Annotated in this window: 16 protein-coding genes; 7 read left to right on the forward strand and 9 right to left on the reverse strand. The window is 64.9% G+C overall.

All coding sequences use genetic code 11. The annotated features are described in order from the left end of the window. Positions 1–9 precede the first annotated feature (9 nt). Entirely contained in the window at positions 10–1,479 is a 1,470-nt protein-coding gene (gene purF, locus NDO48_RS10755) for an amidophosphoribosyltransferase (RefSeq protein ID WP_267321458.1), read from the forward strand. Positions 1,480–1,507: 28 nt separating this feature from the next. Here purF and NDO48_RS10760 read toward each other — a convergent pair whose 3' ends face one another. Continuing rightward, a complete protein-coding gene (locus NDO48_RS10760) occupies positions 1,508–1,927 on the reverse strand; it encodes a DoxX family protein (protein WP_267321459.1) in 420 nt (139 codons plus the stop codon). A gap of 183 nt (positions 1,928–2,110) precedes the next feature. On the opposite strand from NDO48_RS10760, the gene NDO48_RS10765 reads away from it, so the two are divergent. From NDO48_RS10765 to NDO48_RS10775, 3 genes are all read left to right on the forward strand, one after another. Beyond that, positions 2,111–2,857 carry an SDR family NAD(P)-dependent oxidoreductase gene (locus NDO48_RS10765; protein ID WP_267321460.1) on the forward strand — a complete coding sequence of 249 codons (747 nt, stop codon included), beginning with the start codon at positions 2,111–2,113 and terminating at the stop codon, positions 2,855–2,857. Positions 2,858–2,967: 110 nt separating this feature from the next. After that, entirely contained in the window at positions 2,968–4,734 is a 1,767-nt protein-coding gene (locus NDO48_RS10770; RefSeq protein WP_267321461.1) for an SLC13 family permease, read from the forward strand. Positions 4,735–4,815: 81 nt separating this feature from the next. Beyond that, positions 4,816–5,439: a hypothetical protein gene (locus NDO48_RS10775; RefSeq protein WP_018427095.1), complete on the forward strand. Its 624-nt coding sequence runs from the start codon at positions 4,816–4,818 to the stop codon at positions 5,437–5,439. A gap of 4 nt (positions 5,440–5,443) precedes the next feature. On the opposite strand, the gene NDO48_RS10780 is transcribed toward NDO48_RS10775, so the two are convergent. Continuing rightward, complete coding sequence (locus tag NDO48_RS10780; protein WP_267321462.1) at positions 5,444–5,950, reverse strand: OsmC family protein; 507 nt, start codon at positions 5,948–5,950, stop codon at positions 5,444–5,446. 117 nt (positions 5,951–6,067) lie between these two features. On the opposite strand from NDO48_RS10780, the gene NDO48_RS10785 reads away from it, so the two are divergent. Together NDO48_RS10785 and NDO48_RS10790 are read left to right on the forward strand one after the other, a co-directional pair. Next, a complete protein-coding gene (locus NDO48_RS10785) occupies positions 6,068–6,985 on the forward strand; it encodes a DMT family transporter (RefSeq protein ID WP_267321463.1) in 918 nt (305 codons plus the stop codon). Between the two features lie 228 nt (positions 6,986–7,213). Then, positions 7,214–9,433 (forward strand): AMP-binding protein, encoded by a 2,220-nt coding sequence (locus tag NDO48_RS10790; RefSeq protein ID WP_267321464.1) that lies wholly within the window; start codon positions 7,214–7,216, stop codon positions 9,431–9,433. A gap of 25 nt (positions 9,434–9,458) precedes the next feature. Here NDO48_RS10790 and pssA read toward each other — a convergent pair whose 3' ends face one another. From pssA to NDO48_RS10815, 5 genes are all read right to left on the reverse strand, one after another. Beyond that, complete coding sequence (gene pssA / locus NDO48_RS10795) at positions 9,459–10,322, reverse strand: CDP-diacylglycerol--serine O-phosphatidyltransferase (protein WP_018427091.1); 864 nt, start codon at positions 10,320–10,322, stop codon at positions 9,459–9,461. Next, positions 10,322–11,020, reverse strand: coding sequence for a phosphatidylserine decarboxylase (locus NDO48_RS10800; RefSeq protein WP_018427090.1), 699 nt, complete (start codon positions 11,018–11,020; stop codon positions 10,322–10,324). Before NDO48_RS10800 ends, pssA begins: the two co-directional genes overlap by 1 nt. Before the next feature lie 135 nt (positions 11,021–11,155). Further along, positions 11,156–13,051, reverse strand: coding sequence for an ABCB family ABC transporter ATP-binding protein/permease (locus NDO48_RS10805; protein ID WP_018427089.1), 1,896 nt, complete (start codon positions 13,049–13,051; stop codon positions 11,156–11,158). A gap of 14 nt (positions 13,052–13,065) precedes the next feature. After that, positions 13,066–13,401 carry an ArsR/SmtB family transcription factor gene (locus NDO48_RS10810; RefSeq protein ID WP_026227007.1) on the reverse strand — a complete coding sequence of 112 codons (336 nt, stop codon included), beginning with the start codon at positions 13,399–13,401 and terminating at the stop codon, positions 13,066–13,068. Positions 13,402–13,469: 68 nt separating this feature from the next. Continuing rightward, the gene (locus NDO48_RS10815; protein WP_267321465.1) at positions 13,470–14,852 is read right to left on the reverse strand and encodes a LysM peptidoglycan-binding domain-containing protein; all 1,383 of its coding nucleotides are present in this window, start codon (positions 14,850–14,852) and stop codon (positions 13,470–13,472) included. A gap of 112 nt (positions 14,853–14,964) precedes the next feature. Between NDO48_RS10815 and NDO48_RS10820 the strand changes: the two genes are divergently transcribed. Continuing rightward, positions 14,965–15,576, forward strand: coding sequence for a TIGR00730 family Rossman fold protein (locus tag NDO48_RS10820; protein ID WP_018427086.1), 612 nt, complete (start codon positions 14,965–14,967; stop codon positions 15,574–15,576). 139 nt (positions 15,577–15,715) lie between these two features. On the opposite strand, the gene NDO48_RS10825 is transcribed toward NDO48_RS10820, so the two are convergent. Together NDO48_RS10825 and rarD are read right to left on the reverse strand one after the other, a co-directional pair. Continuing rightward, on the reverse strand, positions 15,716–16,399 hold the full coding sequence (locus NDO48_RS10825) for a glutathione S-transferase family protein (RefSeq protein WP_267321466.1): 684 nt from the start codon (positions 16,397–16,399) through the stop codon (positions 15,716–15,718). 10 nt (positions 16,400–16,409) lie between these two features. Then, on the reverse strand, positions 16,410–17,318 hold the full coding sequence (gene rarD, locus NDO48_RS10830) for an EamA family transporter RarD (protein WP_018427084.1): 909 nt from the start codon (positions 17,316–17,318) through the stop codon (positions 16,410–16,412). Positions 17,319–17,328: the final 10 nt, after the last annotated feature.

Consider the following 17,328-nt stretch of genomic DNA (forward strand, 5'->3'; position numbering starts at 1 on the left):
CCTCGCCCCATGGCAGACGCATCGACCGCCCTCTCAGCGGAAGCAGACGACCATTTCCATGACGAATGCGGCGTGTTCGGCATATTCGGCCGGCAGGATGCCGCGGCGATCGTGACACTGGGGCTGCATGCGCTCCAGCATCGCGGCCAGGAAGCGGCGGGTATCGTCAGCTATGACGGCAGCCAGTTCCATGTCGAGCGCCATATCGGCCTGATCGGCGATACCTTCACCAAGCAGGCGGTCATCGACCGGCTCAGCGGTAACCGTGCCATCGGCCATACGCGCTACGCCACGACAGGCGGGGCGGGCATGCGCAACGTGCAGCCCTTCTTCGCCGAACTCGCCGATGGCGGCTTTGCGGTTGCCCACAACGGCAACCTCACCAATGCGATGACCGTCCAGCGCGCGCTGCAAAAGCAGGGCGCGATTTTTTCATCCACCTCCGACACCGAGACGATCCTGCACCTCGTCGCCACGTCAAAGGAACGCGACCTCAACTCGCGCTTCGTCGATGCGGTGCGCCAGGTCGAGGGTGCCTTCTCGCTGGTAGCGCTGTCGTCCAAGAAGATGATCGGCTGCCGCGACCCCCTCGGCATCCGCCCGCTGGTGCTGGGCGATCTCGACGGCGCCTGGATCCTCGCCTCCGAGACTTGCGCGCTCGACATCATCGGCGCGCGCTTCGTGCGTGACATCAAGGCCGGCGAGATGGTGGTGATCACCTCGAAAGGTGTCGAGAGCCACTTCCCGTTCGAGCCGCAGAAACCACGCTTCTGCATCTTCGAATACGTCTATTTCGCCCGTCCGGATTCCTCGGTCGAAGGCCGCAACGTCTATGACGTGCGCAAGCGCATCGGTGCTGAGCTGGCGATCGAAAGCCCCATCGACGCCGACATCGTCGTGCCGGTGCCGGATTCCGGCACGCCGGCAGCCATCGGCTTCTCCCAGCAGGCAGGCATTCCGTTCGAGCTCGGCATCATCCGCAACCATTATGTGGGGCGCACCTTCATCTCGCCAGGCGATTCCATCCGCCACATGGGCGTGAAGCTCAAGCACAACGCCAACCGGCGCATGATCGAAGGCAAGCGCGTGGTGCTGGTCGACGATTCCATCGTGCGCGGCACCACCAGCCAGAAGATCGTGCAGATGGTGCGTGAAGCAGGCGCCCGCGAGGTGCACATGCGCATCGCCTCGCCGCCCACCCGCGCCTCGTGCTTCTACGGTGTCGACACGCCGGAGAAGTCCAAGCTTTTGGCATCGCGCATGTCCGTCCAGGAGATGGCCGACTTCATCCGTGTCGACTCGCTCGGCTTCCTGTCGATGGACGGTCTCTACCGCGCCGTCGGCGAGGCGAACCGCGACGACGAGCAGCCGCAATATTGCGATGCCTGCTTCTCCGGCCAGTACCCGACCCGCCTGCTCGACCTCGAGGGCGCCGACAACGTACGCTCACTGTCGCTGCTGGCGACCGGCGGGGCGTAAGCCTGCTCTGACGATCCCGGCTTTCGCCTCAGATGGCGGAAGCCCTGCCCCTCCACAGAACGCCCAGCTTCGCGGCCAGCACCCCGCCCGGCCCGTGAACGGCTGCAAACAGCAGTCCGGCCAGGAAGGTGAAGTGATCGACGAAAAAGCCGAATTCGGCCTGGTTGCCCTGCCAATGCCCAGGGCCGTGGAAGGCAAAGGCGAGGAAGATCACATAGGCTCCGGCGAGCAGCGCCGCTTCCGAGAAGAACGCGCCGCTGAGGAAAGCCAGCACCAGGCCAACCTCGAAAATCGCAGCGAGCCAAGCCAGGAGCAACGGCAACGGAAAGCCGGCCGCGGCAATATAGCCGGCTGTGTTGCCCATTCCGGCGAACTTGAAACCTGCCGCCATGGCGAAGACGCCGGCGAAGATCAGCCTCGCCAGCAGGATTGCAGCAGTTTTGCCCATCATATCCTCCTCTTGGTACGTCCCGTACCCTAGGACGTAGCGGAGCGGGCCTTTCCGACATCGTCGGCAAGAAATGACGTCCGGCCCTGCACCTGCGGCATCCAATCAGCCCGCGTGGGGTTTTGTTCCCGGCGAAATCGTCCTATCAGGCTGCGGATCGACCAGCTCGAATTGGATGCCCTGATGACCAGCACTCCCGACCTTTCCGGCCGCATCGCCCTCGTTACCGGCGCATCGCGCGGCATCGGCTACAACGCAGCCAAGCACCTGGCAGCAGCCGGCGCCCATGTCATTGCGGTCGCCCGCACGGTCGGAGGCCTGGAAGATCTGGACGACGAGATCAAGGCTGCCGGCGGCAGCGCCACGCTGGTGCCGCTCGACCTGACCGACATGGCAGGCATCGACCGCATCGGCGCAGCCATCAATGACCGCTGGGGCAAGCTCGACATTCTCGTCGCCAACGCCGCCGTGCTGGGCGTCATCGCCCCCATCGGCCATGTCGAGGCCAAGGTGTTCGAGAAGGTGATGAACGTGAACGTCACCGCCACCTGGCGCCTGATCCGCACCGTCGACCCGCTGCTGCGCAAGTCCGACGCCGGCCGCGCCGTCATCGTCAGCTCCGGCTCGGCCCATTCGGCCCGCGCCTTCTGGGCGCCTTATGCCGCCTCCAAGGCAGCCGTCGAGGCGCTGGCGCGGTCCTGGGCCGACGAGACCAAGAACTCGCCGCTGCGCGTCAACATCTTCGACCCCGGCACCAGCCGCACAGCAATGCGCGCCCAGGCAGTTCCGGGCGAGAACCCGGAGACAGTGACGCATCCTTCGGAGACGGCGCGCCACATCCTGCCGATGCTCGACCTGGCCCTCACCCATACCGGCCAGATCTACCAGATCCGCGGAGAACGCTGGGCATCCTACCAGATGCCGGCGTAACACCCCTCGCCTGCCAGCGCTGCTCCGGCGACATGGCCGGTGCGACGCAACGAAGGCGCAGGTCTTCGCGTTGACCTGCGCCAACCGACAGAAGTGGGGACTTCCGCCTGATGACAACCGCCCAGTTGATGTCACTTGCCATCATCGTGCTGATGATGGCGGCGTTCATCTGGGGCCGGTTCCGCTATGACCTCGTCGCCTGCGGCGCGCTGATCGCCGCCGTGGCCACTGGAGTGGTCCAGCAGGCCAACGCCTTCTCGGGCTTCAGCGACGACATCGTCATTATCGTCGGCTCGGCGCTGCTTGTCAGCGCCGGCGTCGCCCGCTCGGGCATCATGGAATACGCCATCCAGCGCTTCGCGCCGGAGGTTTCCACCGTCCGCGCACAGCTGGCGCTGCTGGTCATCATCGTCACCCTTCTGTCGGCCTTCGTGAAGAACATCGGCGCGCTGGCGATCATGATCCCCATCGCCTACCAGTTCGCCCGGCGCTCCAACACCTCGCCCTCGGTGTTCCTGATGCCCATGGCCTTCGGCTCGCTGCTCGGCGGACTGATGACACTGATCGGCACTTCGCCCAACATCGTGGTGTCGCGCGTGCGCCAGGAGATGACCGGCGAGACCTTCGGCATGTTCGACTTCACGCCGGTGGGTGCGGCACTTGCCGTCGCGGGCGTCGTCTTCCTCATCATCTTCTACAGGCTGCTGCCGATACGCACCCGCGCGTCCGCTTCGATCCACGAGGCCATCGACATCAACAACTACGTCACCGAGGCACGGGTCGTCGCCGACTCGACCATTGCCGGCAAGACGCTGGCCGATCTGCTCAAGCTCGGCGGCGGCCAGACAGTGGTCACCTCCATCCTGCGTTCGCGCGCCCTGCACGTCACGCCGTTTCCCGATGTCACGCTGCGCGAAGGCGACATCCTGTTGATCGAGGGGGCACCCGACGCGCTCGACCGCATGGTCGCCCAGGCCAAGCTCAGCGTCACCGGCGGCCGCGACATGGCCGGCGGCAAGCATCTGGCCACCGCCGTCGAGGCGATCATCGGCGAAAACTCCAGCCTGATCGGCGGTTCGGCCCAGCGGCTGGCGCTCTACGACCGCTTCAACGTCAACCTGCTGGCGGTCAGCCGCAAGGGCGAGCGCATCCAGGAGCGACTCGGCGCGGTCGTCCTCAGGCTCGGCGACGTGGTCGTGCTGCAAGGCAATCCCCAGACCATGCCCGACATATTGCGCGAGCTTGGCTGCCTGCCCCTCGCCGAGCGGCCGATCCTGCTCGGCAGTTTTCGCCGCGGCATCGTGCCCGTCGCCATTCTCGTGGCGGCCATGGCTGCCACAGCCCTTGGGCTGCTGCCGGTGCCGCTCGCCTTCTTCACGGCAGCCGTCGCCATGGTTGTATTCCGCGTCATCCCTTTGCGCGAGGTCTATGGCGCGATCGACGGGCCGATCCTGGTCATGCTGGCGGCGCTCATTCCCGTCAGCGACTCCCTGCGCCGAACAGGGGCAACCGACGTGATCTCGGCCTGGCTTGCGGACTTCGCCGCAGCCCTGCCGCCGGCCGGTGCGCTGACCCTGATCATGATCGTCGCCATGGCGGTAACGCCGTTTCTCAACAACGCCGCCACCGTACTCGTCGTAGCCCCAATCGCCGCCAGTTTCGCCAGCACCCTCGGCTATCGCCCCGAAGCCTTCCTGATGGCGGTGGCCATCGGTGCGGGCTGCGACTTCCTCACGCCCATCGGCCATCAGTGCAACACGCTGGTCATGGGCCCCGGCGGCTACAAATTCTCCGACTATCCGCGCCTCGGCCTGCCGTTGTCGCTGCTCGTCATCATCGTCGCCGTTCCCATGCTGATGCTGGTCTGGCCGATCTGACCCGCACGCAAGCGTGATTGGCCGTCGCCGCCATCTCGACCTAGCCTCCCAGTCTCAGCAAAGAGCCATGGAGGAAGGCCGATGAAACGCATTCTCATCCTGTCGGCAGCACTTTGCGCCGGCGTGCTCGGCGCCAGCGCGCAAGACAATACGATGAGCTTCTTCGTCACCAGCGTGGGCTCCGGCAAGGGCGCCAATCTCGGCGGTCTGGAAGGTGCTGACGCCCATTGCGCTGGCCTCGCCGAGGCAGCCGGCGTCACCGGCAAGACCTGGCACGCCTACCTTTCGACCAGCGACGCCGATGCGCGCGACCGCATCGGCAAGGGGCCGTGGTTCAACGCCAAGGGCCAGAAGATCGCCGACGACGTCGCCTCCCTGCATGGCGACGCCAACAACATCAACAAGGAAACCGCCCTCGACGAAAAGGGCAATGTCATCAACGGGCGCGGCGACACGCCCAACCGCCACGACATGCTGACCGGCTCGAAGCCCGACGGTACCCGGATCGCCGACCAGACCTGCTCCAACTGGACCAGCGACGGCGAAGGTGCTGCGATGATGGGACACCACGACCGCAAGGGCCTTGACGATTCCGTCGCCGCCAAGTCGTGGAATTCGTCGCATGCCTCGCGCGGCGGCTGCGGCCAGCAGGCGCTGAAAGGCACTGGCGGCGACGGGCTGTTCTATTGCTTTGCGGTGAACTGAGCGGTCAGCGAATGGCGGTCACCACCAGTTCGGGCCGCAGGTTCAGTGTCTGGAACACCACGCAATAGCGCTCGGTCAGCTTGATCAGCGTGTCGATGCGCTCCTGCGGCTCGTTGGTGTCGAGCTTGAATGCCAGCCGGATGGTGCGAAAGCCCACCTGTGCATCCCTGGCTACACCGAGCGTGCCGCGGAAATCAAGATCGCCCTCGGCGGAGACCCTGGCTTCGCCGAGGCGGAATTCGAGCGCCGTGGCCACCGCCTTCAGCGTAACGCCGGCGCAGGCCACGAGAGCTTCGAGCAGCATGTCGCCGGAGCACAGTTCCATGCCGGTGCCACCGGTGGCCGGGTGCAGGCCGGCGGTGACGATGGCTCGGCCCGTTTCAACCTTGCAGGCAATGGATTGATCGTCGACCGAGCCATGTGCCTTCAGCGTGATCATCGCCCGCCCGGCGTCCTCCCGATAGGCTTCCTTCAGCGGCGTCTGCAGGGCCTTCAACTGTTGCGCATCCATGGCATCCTCCGGGCTCGTGGATGGCCAAGGCTAGCACAAAGCCGGTGGCATGCGATCTCCTGACATGAGGCTGGCAGCAACAGGGGGCTAAGGTAGTCTCACCAACCTGGAGGCTCCATGACCGGTGCGGCAGGCTCCGCTTCCGAACGCAGGCTCGGCATCGTGCTGGTGGCACTGTCGGCTGCCGTTTTCGGCCTCGCCGGCGTACTCACCAAGTCGATCGACGCCGATCCGCTGACGATCACCTCCTGGCGGGGCCTGATCGGCGGCATCCTGATTTCGGCCTATGTGTTCTGGCGGCGCGCCCACGGCAGCGGCGAAAGCCTCAACCTCGGTTGGGGCGGCTGGATGCTGGCCGTGCTGGGCACGGCGGCGAGCATCGCTTTCATCGCCGCCTTCAAGAACACCTATGTCGCCAATGTCGTCGTCATCTACGCCACGGTGCCCTTCGTGGTGGCTATTCTGGCATGGCTGATCGTCGGCGAGGTCTTCCGCCGCGAGACGGCGCTGGCAGCCACCGCCTGCCTGGCAGGCGTCGCCATCATGGTCTGGTCAGGCCTCAGCGGCGGCCATCTGTTCGGCGACCTGCTGGCGATGCTGATGACCTTCATATTCGCGCTCTACGCCGCGCTCGTCCGCCGCTTCCGCGACGCACCGGTGGTCTGGGCAGGCGCCGTTTCGGCCTTCCTCGGCATTTTTCCCGCCTGGCTCGTCTCCGACCCGCTCTCCGTTCCCCTAGAGGACGTGCCCCTGCTCGTCGCCTTCGGCTTCAATTTCGCGCTCGCCGTCATCCTGTGGACCGAGGGCGCGCGCCGCATACCGGCGGCCGAGGCCGGCCTGCTGGGTACGACAGAAGTGCCCTTCGGCATCTTCTTTGCCTGGCTGTTCCTCGCCGAAGTGCCGCCGTCTGCCAGCCTCGTCGGCGGCGCCATTGTTCTGACTGCCGTGATCCTGCATGCCTGGCGGGACTGGAGCGAGGCCCGGCACGCCCCCGCTTTGCCCGGCATGGTTGAAAAAGAATCGAAAAAAGCGTGAGGCCCGCGGAACCATCTCCATTGCTTCGCGTTGTTAGCCTCAGGACGGGTTGCCCCATCCCCCCATCCCCTCCACCCGTCCCCTTTTCTTTAAGCCGGTCGAAAGACCGGCTTTTTCCTTAGGGCATACTCAGGGAGTGGGGACGACGATGCTCATTGACCTGTGGTGATCATCGTCTAGTTTCGATGCGCGTGGCATTCGCACGCTGCGCGCATTGGGAGGTGCGGCATGATCCTGGCCAGTGCTGTCTTGCTCGGCATTGCTGCTGTGTGGTCGCTCGCGGCCGGGCTCTTGATGCAGGATCTCGGCATCAGGTTCCGTCAGGCGCTGCTTTATGTGCCGTTCCGGCTGGTCTACCGCATCCGAGACGAGGCCATGCGCGATGCCCGCAAGTCCGATGCCCCTGTCATCTATGTCGTTTCGCACCAGTCGCGGCTTGAACCGGCACTGATGCTGTCACTCTTGCCCGACCAGACGCTGCATATCCTCGACGAAGCGTCGGCCCGCTCCCACTGGCTCGAGCCCTGGCGCGAGCTTGGCCGCACCATCGCCTTCAATGCCGAGCATGTCTTCGTCAGTCGTCGACTGGTGCGCGTGCTTCGCGGAAAAGGCCGCCTTGCGGTCTATATCCCCGACACGGTCGAGCCCGACGTCAAATCCTTCCGTCTGTTCCGCGCCATTGCCCGCATCGCCATGCAGGCCGACGCCCGGATCGTGCCGGTCTATGTCTCGGGAACCCGCTTCCTGCCGTTCTCGCTGACACCGCCTGAACGCGCGCCGCGAAGCTGGTTTCCACGCCTCACCATCGCCGCCCTCGCTCCGATGACGGTCGCAGAACTGCTGCAGCGCGCCGGCTATCAGCGCAGCAACACCACCAACGCACTGTTCGATCGTGTTGCCGAGGCACGCCTTGCAGGTACGGATCTCGATCGCGGCATCTTCTACGGCATGTGTGATGCAGCCGAGCGCTTCGGCGCTTCCCGGCCCATCATCGAGGACGTTGTCGGCGGCGTACTCAGCTATCGCATGGTGATGACCGGGGCGCGCCTGCTTGGCACACGCTTCCAGAAGCTGGCCGCTCCGGGCGAACCCGTGGGCGTGATGCTGCCCAACACCAACGGCGTGGTGCTGACCCTGCTCGGGCTGATCTCATCAGCAAGGGTGGCTGCCATGGTGAACTACACCGCCGGCCCGGCCAGCGTCGCCTCAGCGGTCAAGACGGCTGAGATCAGGACCATCGTGTCATCGCGCGCCTTTGTCGAAAAGGCCGACCTCGCCGATGTCGTGGCGGCAATCGAGCAGGCCGGCGCGCACATCATCTGGCTCGAAGACCTGCGCGACAGCGTCAGCCAGAAAGAGAAGATTGCAGCCCTGCTCCAATGGCACAGGCCGCTCATGCCGCAGGATGCGTCCAAGCCGGCCGTCATCCTGTTCACGTCAGGCTCCGAAGGCACGCCCAAGGCTGTGGTGCTCTCCCACCGCAACATCGTCGCCAATGTCATGCAGGCCGAAGCGCGCATCAGCATTTCGCCCGAGGACAAGCTGTTCAACGTGTTGCCCGTATTCCACTCCTTCGGTCTGACAGGCGGCACGTTCCTACCGCTGCTGACGGGCGTGCGGCTGTTCCTCTACCCCTCGCCGCTGCACTACAAGCTGATCCCCGACGTCGCCCGCAAGGTCAGGCCGACGATCATGTTCGGCACCGACACCTTCCTGTCGGCCTATGCGCGCACTGCCGAGGACGGCGACTTCTCCAGCCTGCGCTTCGTGGTGGCCGGCGCCGAGCCAGTTCGGCAGGAAACGCGCCGCACCTGGCGCGAGCGCTACGGCGCCGAGATCATCGAAGGCTATGGCCTGACCGAGGCGGCACCCGTGGTTGCCGTCAACACCGCCACTCACAGCCGTGACGGCACTGTCGGGCGTCTGCTGCCGGGCCTCCGCATGCGGCTCGAAGAGGTCGAAGGCGTCTCCGACGGCGGACAGCTGTGGCTCAACGGCCCCAATCTGATGATGGGCTACATGACCGCAGACAAGCCTGGTGTGCTCCAGCCGCTTGAAGGCTGGCACGACACCGGCGACATCGTCTCCGTCGACCGCGAGGGTTTCATCACCATCAAGGGCCGGGCCAAGCGCTTCGCCAAGATCGCCGGCGAGATGGTGTCACTGGGCGCCGTCGAAATCATGGCGCAGGCTTTGTGGCCGGAGCAACACCATGCGGCCGTGGCAGTGCCGGACAAGCGCCGGGGCGAGCGCATCGTGCTCGTCACCACGGCAGCCGACGCCAAGGCCGACGAGTTGCGGCTCTACGGCAAGCAGGCCGGCGCGGCCGAGCTCATGGTGCCGCAGGACATCATCAAGGTGGTGGAATTGCCGGTGCTCGGCTCCGGCAAGACCGACTATGTCGCCGCCCGCCGGATGGCGATGACGCAGTTGGGGCTCGCCGCCTGACGCGGCGCTGCCGGAGCGGGCAGCACTAGTCTTTGGTTTTCGGGGGTTCGGGAGCCTCATCCGCTGCGGCTTCGGCGGCCACGGCTTCGGCCGCCGCTGCAGCCTTCTCGCCTTCGATCCTCGAACGCCGGGCATAGGCGCTGGCGCTCAGCGGCAGGAACAGCAGGTAACCTGCGACCGACGCCGTCAGCGTCTGCCAGGGATAGCCGGTCAGGAGCAGCACGTAGAACACCGCCGCCAGCATGACCGGCAGCAGGTACTCCCTGCGGATGCTCAGCTTCTTGCCGGAGTAAACAGGCAGACGGCTGACCAGCAGGAAGGCGACAAGGATGGTGAAGACGGTGGCGGCATAGGCCACGGTGCGCGTGCCCTCGAGGCCGAGGAAGCCGAGATACATCGGCAGCATCAAGGTGATGGCGCCGATCGGTGCCGGCACGCCGACGAAATATTCGGCCTGCCACGCCGGTCGTTCGAGATCCTCGTCGAGCACATTGAAGCGCGCCAGCCGAAGGCCCATGGCGATGGCGAAGAGCAACGTCGCGATCCAGCCGAACGAACCCGCCTTGTCGAGCAGGTAGGCATAGAGCACAAGCGCCGGCACGACGCCGAAATTGACGATGTCGGCGAGCGAATCCATCTGCGCGCCGAATTTCGAGGTCGCCTTCAACATGCGCGCCAGGCGGCCGTCGATGCCGTCGAGGAAGGCAGCCAGCAGCACCATCACGACGGCCGATTCGAAGCGATCCTGGAAGGCGAGCCTGATCGCCGACAGGCCGGCGCAGATCGCCAGAACGGTGATCAGGTTGGGCAGCACCATGCGCAGCGGGATCTCGCGGATGCGCGGCCCGCCGCTGCCATGCGGTTCGAAGGGCTTGAATGGCGCCACCATCAGGAAACCCTGACCAGCGGCGGATGGCTGGCGCCGCCGAATTCGGCAATCACGGTCTCGCCGGCAACCGCCGTCTGGCCGACGGAAACCCGCGCCACCGCATTGGTGGGCAGGAACACGTCGACACGCGAGCCGAAGCGGATCAGGCCAAAACGCTCGCCTACGGAGATATTGCCGCCGACATCGGCCCAGCACAGGATGCGGCGGGCGACGAGGCCGGCGATCTGGACCGCCGCCACCTGCCCATTGGGGCTGTCGATGACGACGCCGTTGCGTTCGTTTTCCTGGCTGGCCTTGTCGAGCTCGGCATTGAGGAACTTGCCCGGCCTATGCTCGATGCGGACGATCTTGCCGCGGACAGGCGCGCGGTTCACATGGACGGAGAAGACGTTCATGAACACCGAGATGCGCGTCATCTCGGCATTGCCGAGGCCGAGTTCGCGCGGCGGCACTGCGGGCCCCACAGCCGACACCACGCCGTCGGCCGGACTGATCACCAATCGGTCGTCTACGGGGGTCACGCGCTCCGGGTCGCGGTAGAAATAGGCGCACCAGGCGGTGAGAATCACACCAACCCAGAACAGCGACGTCGAGAAGAAGCCGAGCAGGACGGTGACCGCGGCAAAGCCCGCAATGAAGGGATATCCCTCGCGATGGACCGGAACAAAGACGTTTCGGATCGTGTCGGCAATGCTCATGAAGGGGCGGCCATCGCTGTTGAAGACCCGCAGTGCTTACCGGAAACGGTCCGGCCTCGCAACGCGGCATAGCGGCGACGGCAACGCCCTCCCCAATCACTGGCCCCAATCACTGGCCCCAATCACTGGCCCCAATCACTGGCCATCGGCGACCTCCGGCGTGCGGCGGCGAATGGCCACGCCGAACTCGTCTTCCTCGCGCACCTTGCGCAGCCTCTCTTCCGCTTCGGTCGCTTCGCGCTGGCGGTCCCACATCCTGGCATAAAGCCCCTTGTGGCGCAGCAGCTCGGCATGGGTACCGCGCTCGGCGATCCTGCCGTCCTCGAGCACGATGATCTCGTCGGCCGAAATGACGGTCGAAAGCCGGTGGGCGATGACAAGTGTGGTACGGCCCTTGGAGACCAGGTCGAGCGCGCTCTGGATGTCCTGCTCGGTCTGGGTGTCGAGCGCCGAAGTCGCCTCGTCCAGCATCAGGATCGGCGGCGCCTTGAGGATGGTGCGGGCAATTGCCACGCGCTGCTTTTCGCCCCCAGAGAGCTTGAGGCCGCGCTCGCCGACCATCGACTTATAGCCGTCGGGCATGCGCTCAATGAAGCCGGAGATCTGGGCGAGCTCGGCTGCCTTGCGAACATCTTCCTCGTCGGCATTCATGCGGCCGTAGCGGATGTTGTAGGCGATGGTGTCGTTGAACAGCACCGTATCCTGCGGAACCATGCCGATGACGCTGCGCAGGCTTTCCTGGGTTACATCGCGGAGGTCCTGGCCATCGATCAGGATCGCACCCTGCTGGATGTCATAGAAGCGGAACAGGAGCCTAGATATCGTCGACTTGCCCGCACCCGAAGGACCGACGATCGCCACAGTCTTGCCGGCCGGCACTTCGAAGCTCACGCCCTTGAGGATCTGGCGGTTCGGATCGTAAGCAAAATGCACGTCGCGGAACTCGACGCGGCCGGTGCCAACCACCAGGGCGTTGGCGCCCGGCTTGTCGACCACTTCCTGGCGCACGTCGAGCAGGTCGAACATCTGTTCGATGTCGGTCAGCCCCTGGCGGATTTCGCGGTAGATAAAGCCGATGAAGTTGAGCGGCACCGAAAGCTGCATCAGCATGGCGTTGATGAAGACGAAGTCGCCGACAGTCTGGGTGCCCGCCTGGACCTCCAGCACCGACATCCACATGACTATCGCCATGCCGATGCCGAAGATGACGCCCTGCCCGAAGTTCAGCCAGCCAAGCGAGGTCCAGGTCTTGGTCGCAGCGCTCTCATAGCGCGCCATCGAGCGGTCGAAACGCTCGGCTTCCATACGTTCGTTGTTGAAGTACTTCACCGTCTCGAAATTGAGCAGCGAGTCGATCGCCTTGGTGTTGGCGTCGGTGTCGGACTCGTTCATCTCGCGGCGGATGCCGATGCGCCAGTCGCTCGCCCTGACCGTGAACCAAGTGTAGAGCCACACCGTGATTGCCACTACTGCCACATATTTCCAGCCATAGGCGAAGGCAAAGATGCCAGCCGTCAGCGCGAATTCGAGGATCGTCGGCGCCGTGTTCAGGATGGTGAAGCGGACGATCGTCTCGATGCCCTTGGTGCCACGCTCGATGACGCGCGACAGGCCACCAGTGCGGCGCTCGAGATGGAAACGCAACGACAGTTCATGCATGTGCACGAAGGTGCGGTGCGCCAGTTGGCGAACGGCATACTGGCCGACACTGGCAAACAGCGCGTCGCGCAGCTGATTGAAGCCGAGCTGGACGATGCGGATGACGTTGTAGGCCACGACAAGCATGACCGGGGCGGCCAGGATCGCCGGCAGCAGCAACGGGCCGCGCTGGTCGCCGGCAAGCGCGTCTGTCGCCCATTTGAAGAAATAGGGGCTGATGACCAGGCCGCCCTTGGCGACGAACAGGAACACGGTCGCCCAGACAACGCGCAGCCTGAGGTCGGGCCTGTCTTCCGGCCACATATAGGGCCACAGGTTCTTGATGGTGCTCAGCGTCGAGCCCCGTTCGGCGGATACGGTCTTGTTGGCCACTGTTCTTGCCTTGATTAGCTGCCCGAGCCTTCGTCCGCGCAGCAGGATTCGACGAGCGCGGAGACGGATCGGGAAATGGCGGCGAGCGCCACCTGGTCGATTTCATAACGCGAGCGCTGGCGCTCCGGCGCATAACGCACCAGACCAGCCTCGACGAGGATTTTCAGATGTTGGGAGACGGTCGACTGGGCTAGGTCGAGATGCTCGACCACCTCCTTGCAGCAGCATGACCTGCCGCCGCCCAGCCGCCTCAGGATTTCAAGCCGCGCCGGATGCGAAAGCGCGGCTAGCTTTTGCGCCACGTCCGCGCTGGACCCGCCGCAATGCTGGTTTGAGTGGAAGGATTTCATCGTCTATCGACGATAGACGATGAAATTAACCTTCGCAACCGCAATTGCCGGAAAAACCGTGCCTCGGGCTACGGCTTGGGCGCCGGCTCGGGCATCGCCTGCTCGCCCATGGCGTCCATGTTGGCGGCTTCGCCCTCCTTGGACTTTTCAGGCACGCGGAACACCTGCCCCGGCCAGATCCGATCGGGATCGCGGATCTGGTCCTGGTTGGCGAGGTAGATGTTCGAGTAGCGCACACCATGGCCGTAGACGCGACGCGAAATCCGCCACAAGGAATCACCGCGGCGGATGATGACCGCGCCATTGACCGGCTCCAGCTTGGACGCGGTCGGCTCGGTTCCGGTCGCGGGCGCCGACGCCACCTCGGCCGGCTTGTCGGCAGCCGTTGCCGGAGCTGCCGCAGGCGCCTCGGTCGTGGCCGCAGGCGCAGGTGCGGCGGCAGTCGCGGGCTCGGCCGGCTTGGGCTGTTCCACTGGCGCCACGGCTGCGATCGCCTCACCCGGTTCGCGCGTGAATGGCACTGCGGCGCGCGCCGCAACCTTGACGCCATCCGGCTCGAGCGCATCGACGCGCACGATGTAGTCGCCGACGGGCAGTTCGCGCTCGGCCTCGATCAGGAAGCGACCCTCGGGCGAGGTCTGCGCTTCGCCGATGAGGATTTCATTGGCGTAGGCCCGCACTTTGCGGCCGGCATCCGCCGCACCGGCGATGAAGATCTTCTTGCCCTCGATCTCGACCGCCTCGACGCTGATCTTGATCTGCGAGGCAGGCGCGTCCGACTTGGCCGGGGCAGGCTGCTGGGCCGCCGGGGCCGCAGGTGCTGCGGTCGGCGCATTCGCCACCTGTTCTCCGGTTGCCGGAGCCGGAGCCTTGGTGGGTTCGGGCACGGTGATCAGTTGTGAAGGCTTGCCGGGCTCTTCGACCAGCGCCAGCACCTGGCCGCCGGGCTGCTCTGGCACGGACACCACCGCCGTCTCGGTCGAGGTCGCCACGACATTGTCGGGCGCGGTCGAACGCAGCACGATCTGGTAGTCGCCGGGCTTCAGCGGCTTGTCGAGCACGATGGCGAAGTCACCATCGACGCCGGCCGTCGCCGCGCCGATCACCTGCGAGCCGGTGACGATCTCGACCTTGGCGTTGCCTGCCGCCTTGCCGGCGATCACCACCGAACCATTGCCCTCGACGCGAACCACGTCGAAGCTGGGCGCCACAACGGCCTGGGTTGCCGCGGGCTGCTGCGCTGCCGGAGCGGGTGCTTCGGCCGTGGGCTTGGGGGCTTCCGCAGGCTTCTGTTCGGCTGGCGCAACAGCGGCCGGTGCGGGCACATTCGCCACCGCGGCCGGGGGCTGGCTCAGATAAGGATCGAGCGCGCCTGATACATATGCAATGCCGGTTGCGACGACGGCGCCGCCTGCTGCCAGCAAAAAGACTTTAATCGGTTTCGTCGCCATGTTTTCCCCTGCCCTGGCCGCTTGAGGCGGCATACCTTGTTTTGCCGGCAGCGACAAGAAAAAGCCCCGTTCGGGCTTGACCCTGCCCGCAGACGCAATACCCAATCAGGCCATGAACAAGATTCGATCCATCTGCGTCTATTGCGGCTCATCGCCGGGCCGCGATGAAGTCTACATCAAGGCCGGTCACCTGCTTGGCCGTTCCATCGCCAAGGCCGGCCTGCGGCTCGTCTATGGCGGCGGCACCAAGGGCATCATGGGTGCGGTCGCCGATGGCGCGCTGCGCGCCGGTGGCAAGGTCACCGGCATCATACCGCGCTTCCTGATGAACAAGGAAGCGACCGAAAGTGCGCTCACCCGTCTGGATGAGCTGCAGATCACCGAAAACATGCATGAACGCAAGCATGCGATGTTCGAGAAGTCGGATGCCTTCGTCGCCCTCCCCGGCGGCATCGGAACCGTCGAGGAGATCGTCGAGATCATGACCTGGGCGCAGCTCGGCCATCACCGTAAGCCGATCGTCTACGCCAACATCAACGGCTTCTGGGACCCGATGCTGGCGCTGATCGACCACATGAAGGCCGAAGGCTTCGTCCACACCACGCATCTGGTGCAGCCGCTGGTCGTCGACGATCCGGAAGCCGTGGTTTCGGCGATCATGGTCGCTGCCGGCGCGGACGCCACCCCAACCGAAGGCGTGCAGTCGCTCATCGACAAGATGTGAGCCGCATCAGGCCAGGAGCAATTCCAGGAAAAGTGCGCATCGGTTTTCCGTTTGGATCGCGACAACGGAAATCCGATCGCCGCCGTGATCTGCTTGGCGATGCCGATACTCAAGAGTTTGCCGTCACTGGCAAGCAGGATCAGTTGGCACGCAGATCGAGCGTGATGGTGCCCGCAACCAAGACCTCCTCTTCATGCGGCGGATCGCGCCACGTCTCGGCAAGCGCTGCCTCGTACCATTCGCGCATGGCGGGCTGCTCCAGCATCAGCGCGACGTAGTCGTTCGCCCTGCCACCGAAATCCAGTGCATAGGTCTGCGCCCTGAAGATGACGGGCGCAAAGAAGGCATCGACAGCGGTAAACCTGTCGCCGGCGAGGAACGGTCCGCCGAAACGCTCGAGGCCCTGGTTCCAGAGTTCGCCGATGCGTGCAATCTCGGCTTCAAGCCCGGCCGGCCTGTCTTTGAGGCGAACGCGCACGCCGCAACTCATGCCGCAGATGTTGCGCAGGTTGCGGAAGCTGGAATGCATCTCGGCTGCTGCCGAACGCGCCCAGGCACGCGCCGCTGCATCGTCCGGCCAGACACCCTGATGGCGCTCGGCCAGGTATTCGATGATCGCCAGAGAGTCCCAAACGGTCAGGTCGCCATCGACGAGCACCGGCACGCTGCTCGTCGGGGAGAAGGAGCTGAAATCAGGCTGCCCGGGCAGGTTGCCAAACGGCACCTGGCGCTCGGTGAACGCAATGCCCTGCCCGCGCATCAGCGCCCACGGCCGCAGCGACCACGAGGAATAGTTCTTGTTGGCGATGTAGAGCCGGTACATGCGCTGCTCCTCAGCTGTTCTTGGACCGATCGTAGAACATCGACCAGGTGTAGACGGCAAGTGCCACCCAGATCAGGGCGAAGGCCACCGCGCGCTCGCTCGAGAACGGCTCCTTGAAGATGAAGATGGCGATGAAGAAGATAATCGTCGGCGCTATGTACTGCATAATGCCGATCGTCGACATCCTGAGCAGCTTGGCACCGTTGGCGAACAGGATCAGCGGGATCGCGGTGACGAGGCCGCAGCCCATCAGCAGCCACACATCCACTGCGTTGGTCGTGCCGAAATGGCCGACGCCGGTCGCCTGCAGGTAAATGATGTAGCCGAGTGCCGGAATGCCGAGGATCAGGACTTCAAGCAGGAAGCCCTGGGCCGGACCGATCGGCAGAGTCTTCTTGAACAGGGCATAGAAGCCCCAGGTCAGCGCCAGCGCAATGGACACCCAGGGCAGGCCGCCGGTCTCCCAGGTCAGAAGGGCGACCGCGACCACCGCAAGCGCGATTGCCACCAGTTGCCCCCTTGAGAGCTTTTCGCCCAGCACGACGGCACCGAGGAACACCGTAAACAGCGGATTGATGTAGTAGCCGAGCGCTGTCTCGAGCGCGCGGTCGTTGCCGATCGCCCAGACATAGATACCCCAGTTCATGGTGATCAGAGCTGCCGTCAGCGCGCCATTGGCAAGCGTGCGCTTGTTGCGCAGCGCCGCCTTGATGTCAGCCGTGCGGCCCATCCAGAACAGCAACAGCCCGGCCACCGGGATCGACCAGACGATGCGGTGGGCGACCACTTCCGGCGCGGGGATATGGGCCACTGCCTTCATGTAGAAAGGCAGCACGCCCCACATCAGATAGACGGTCAGGGCGTAGATGAAGCCGCGGGTCGCGTCTTCACGGGAAATGACGGGCGCTTGTGTGCTCATGGCGCGAACC

This window comes from Aminobacter sp. MET-1, from assembly GCF_026521175.1.
Taxonomy (GTDB): domain Bacteria; phylum Pseudomonadota; class Alphaproteobacteria; order Rhizobiales; family Rhizobiaceae; genus Aminobacter.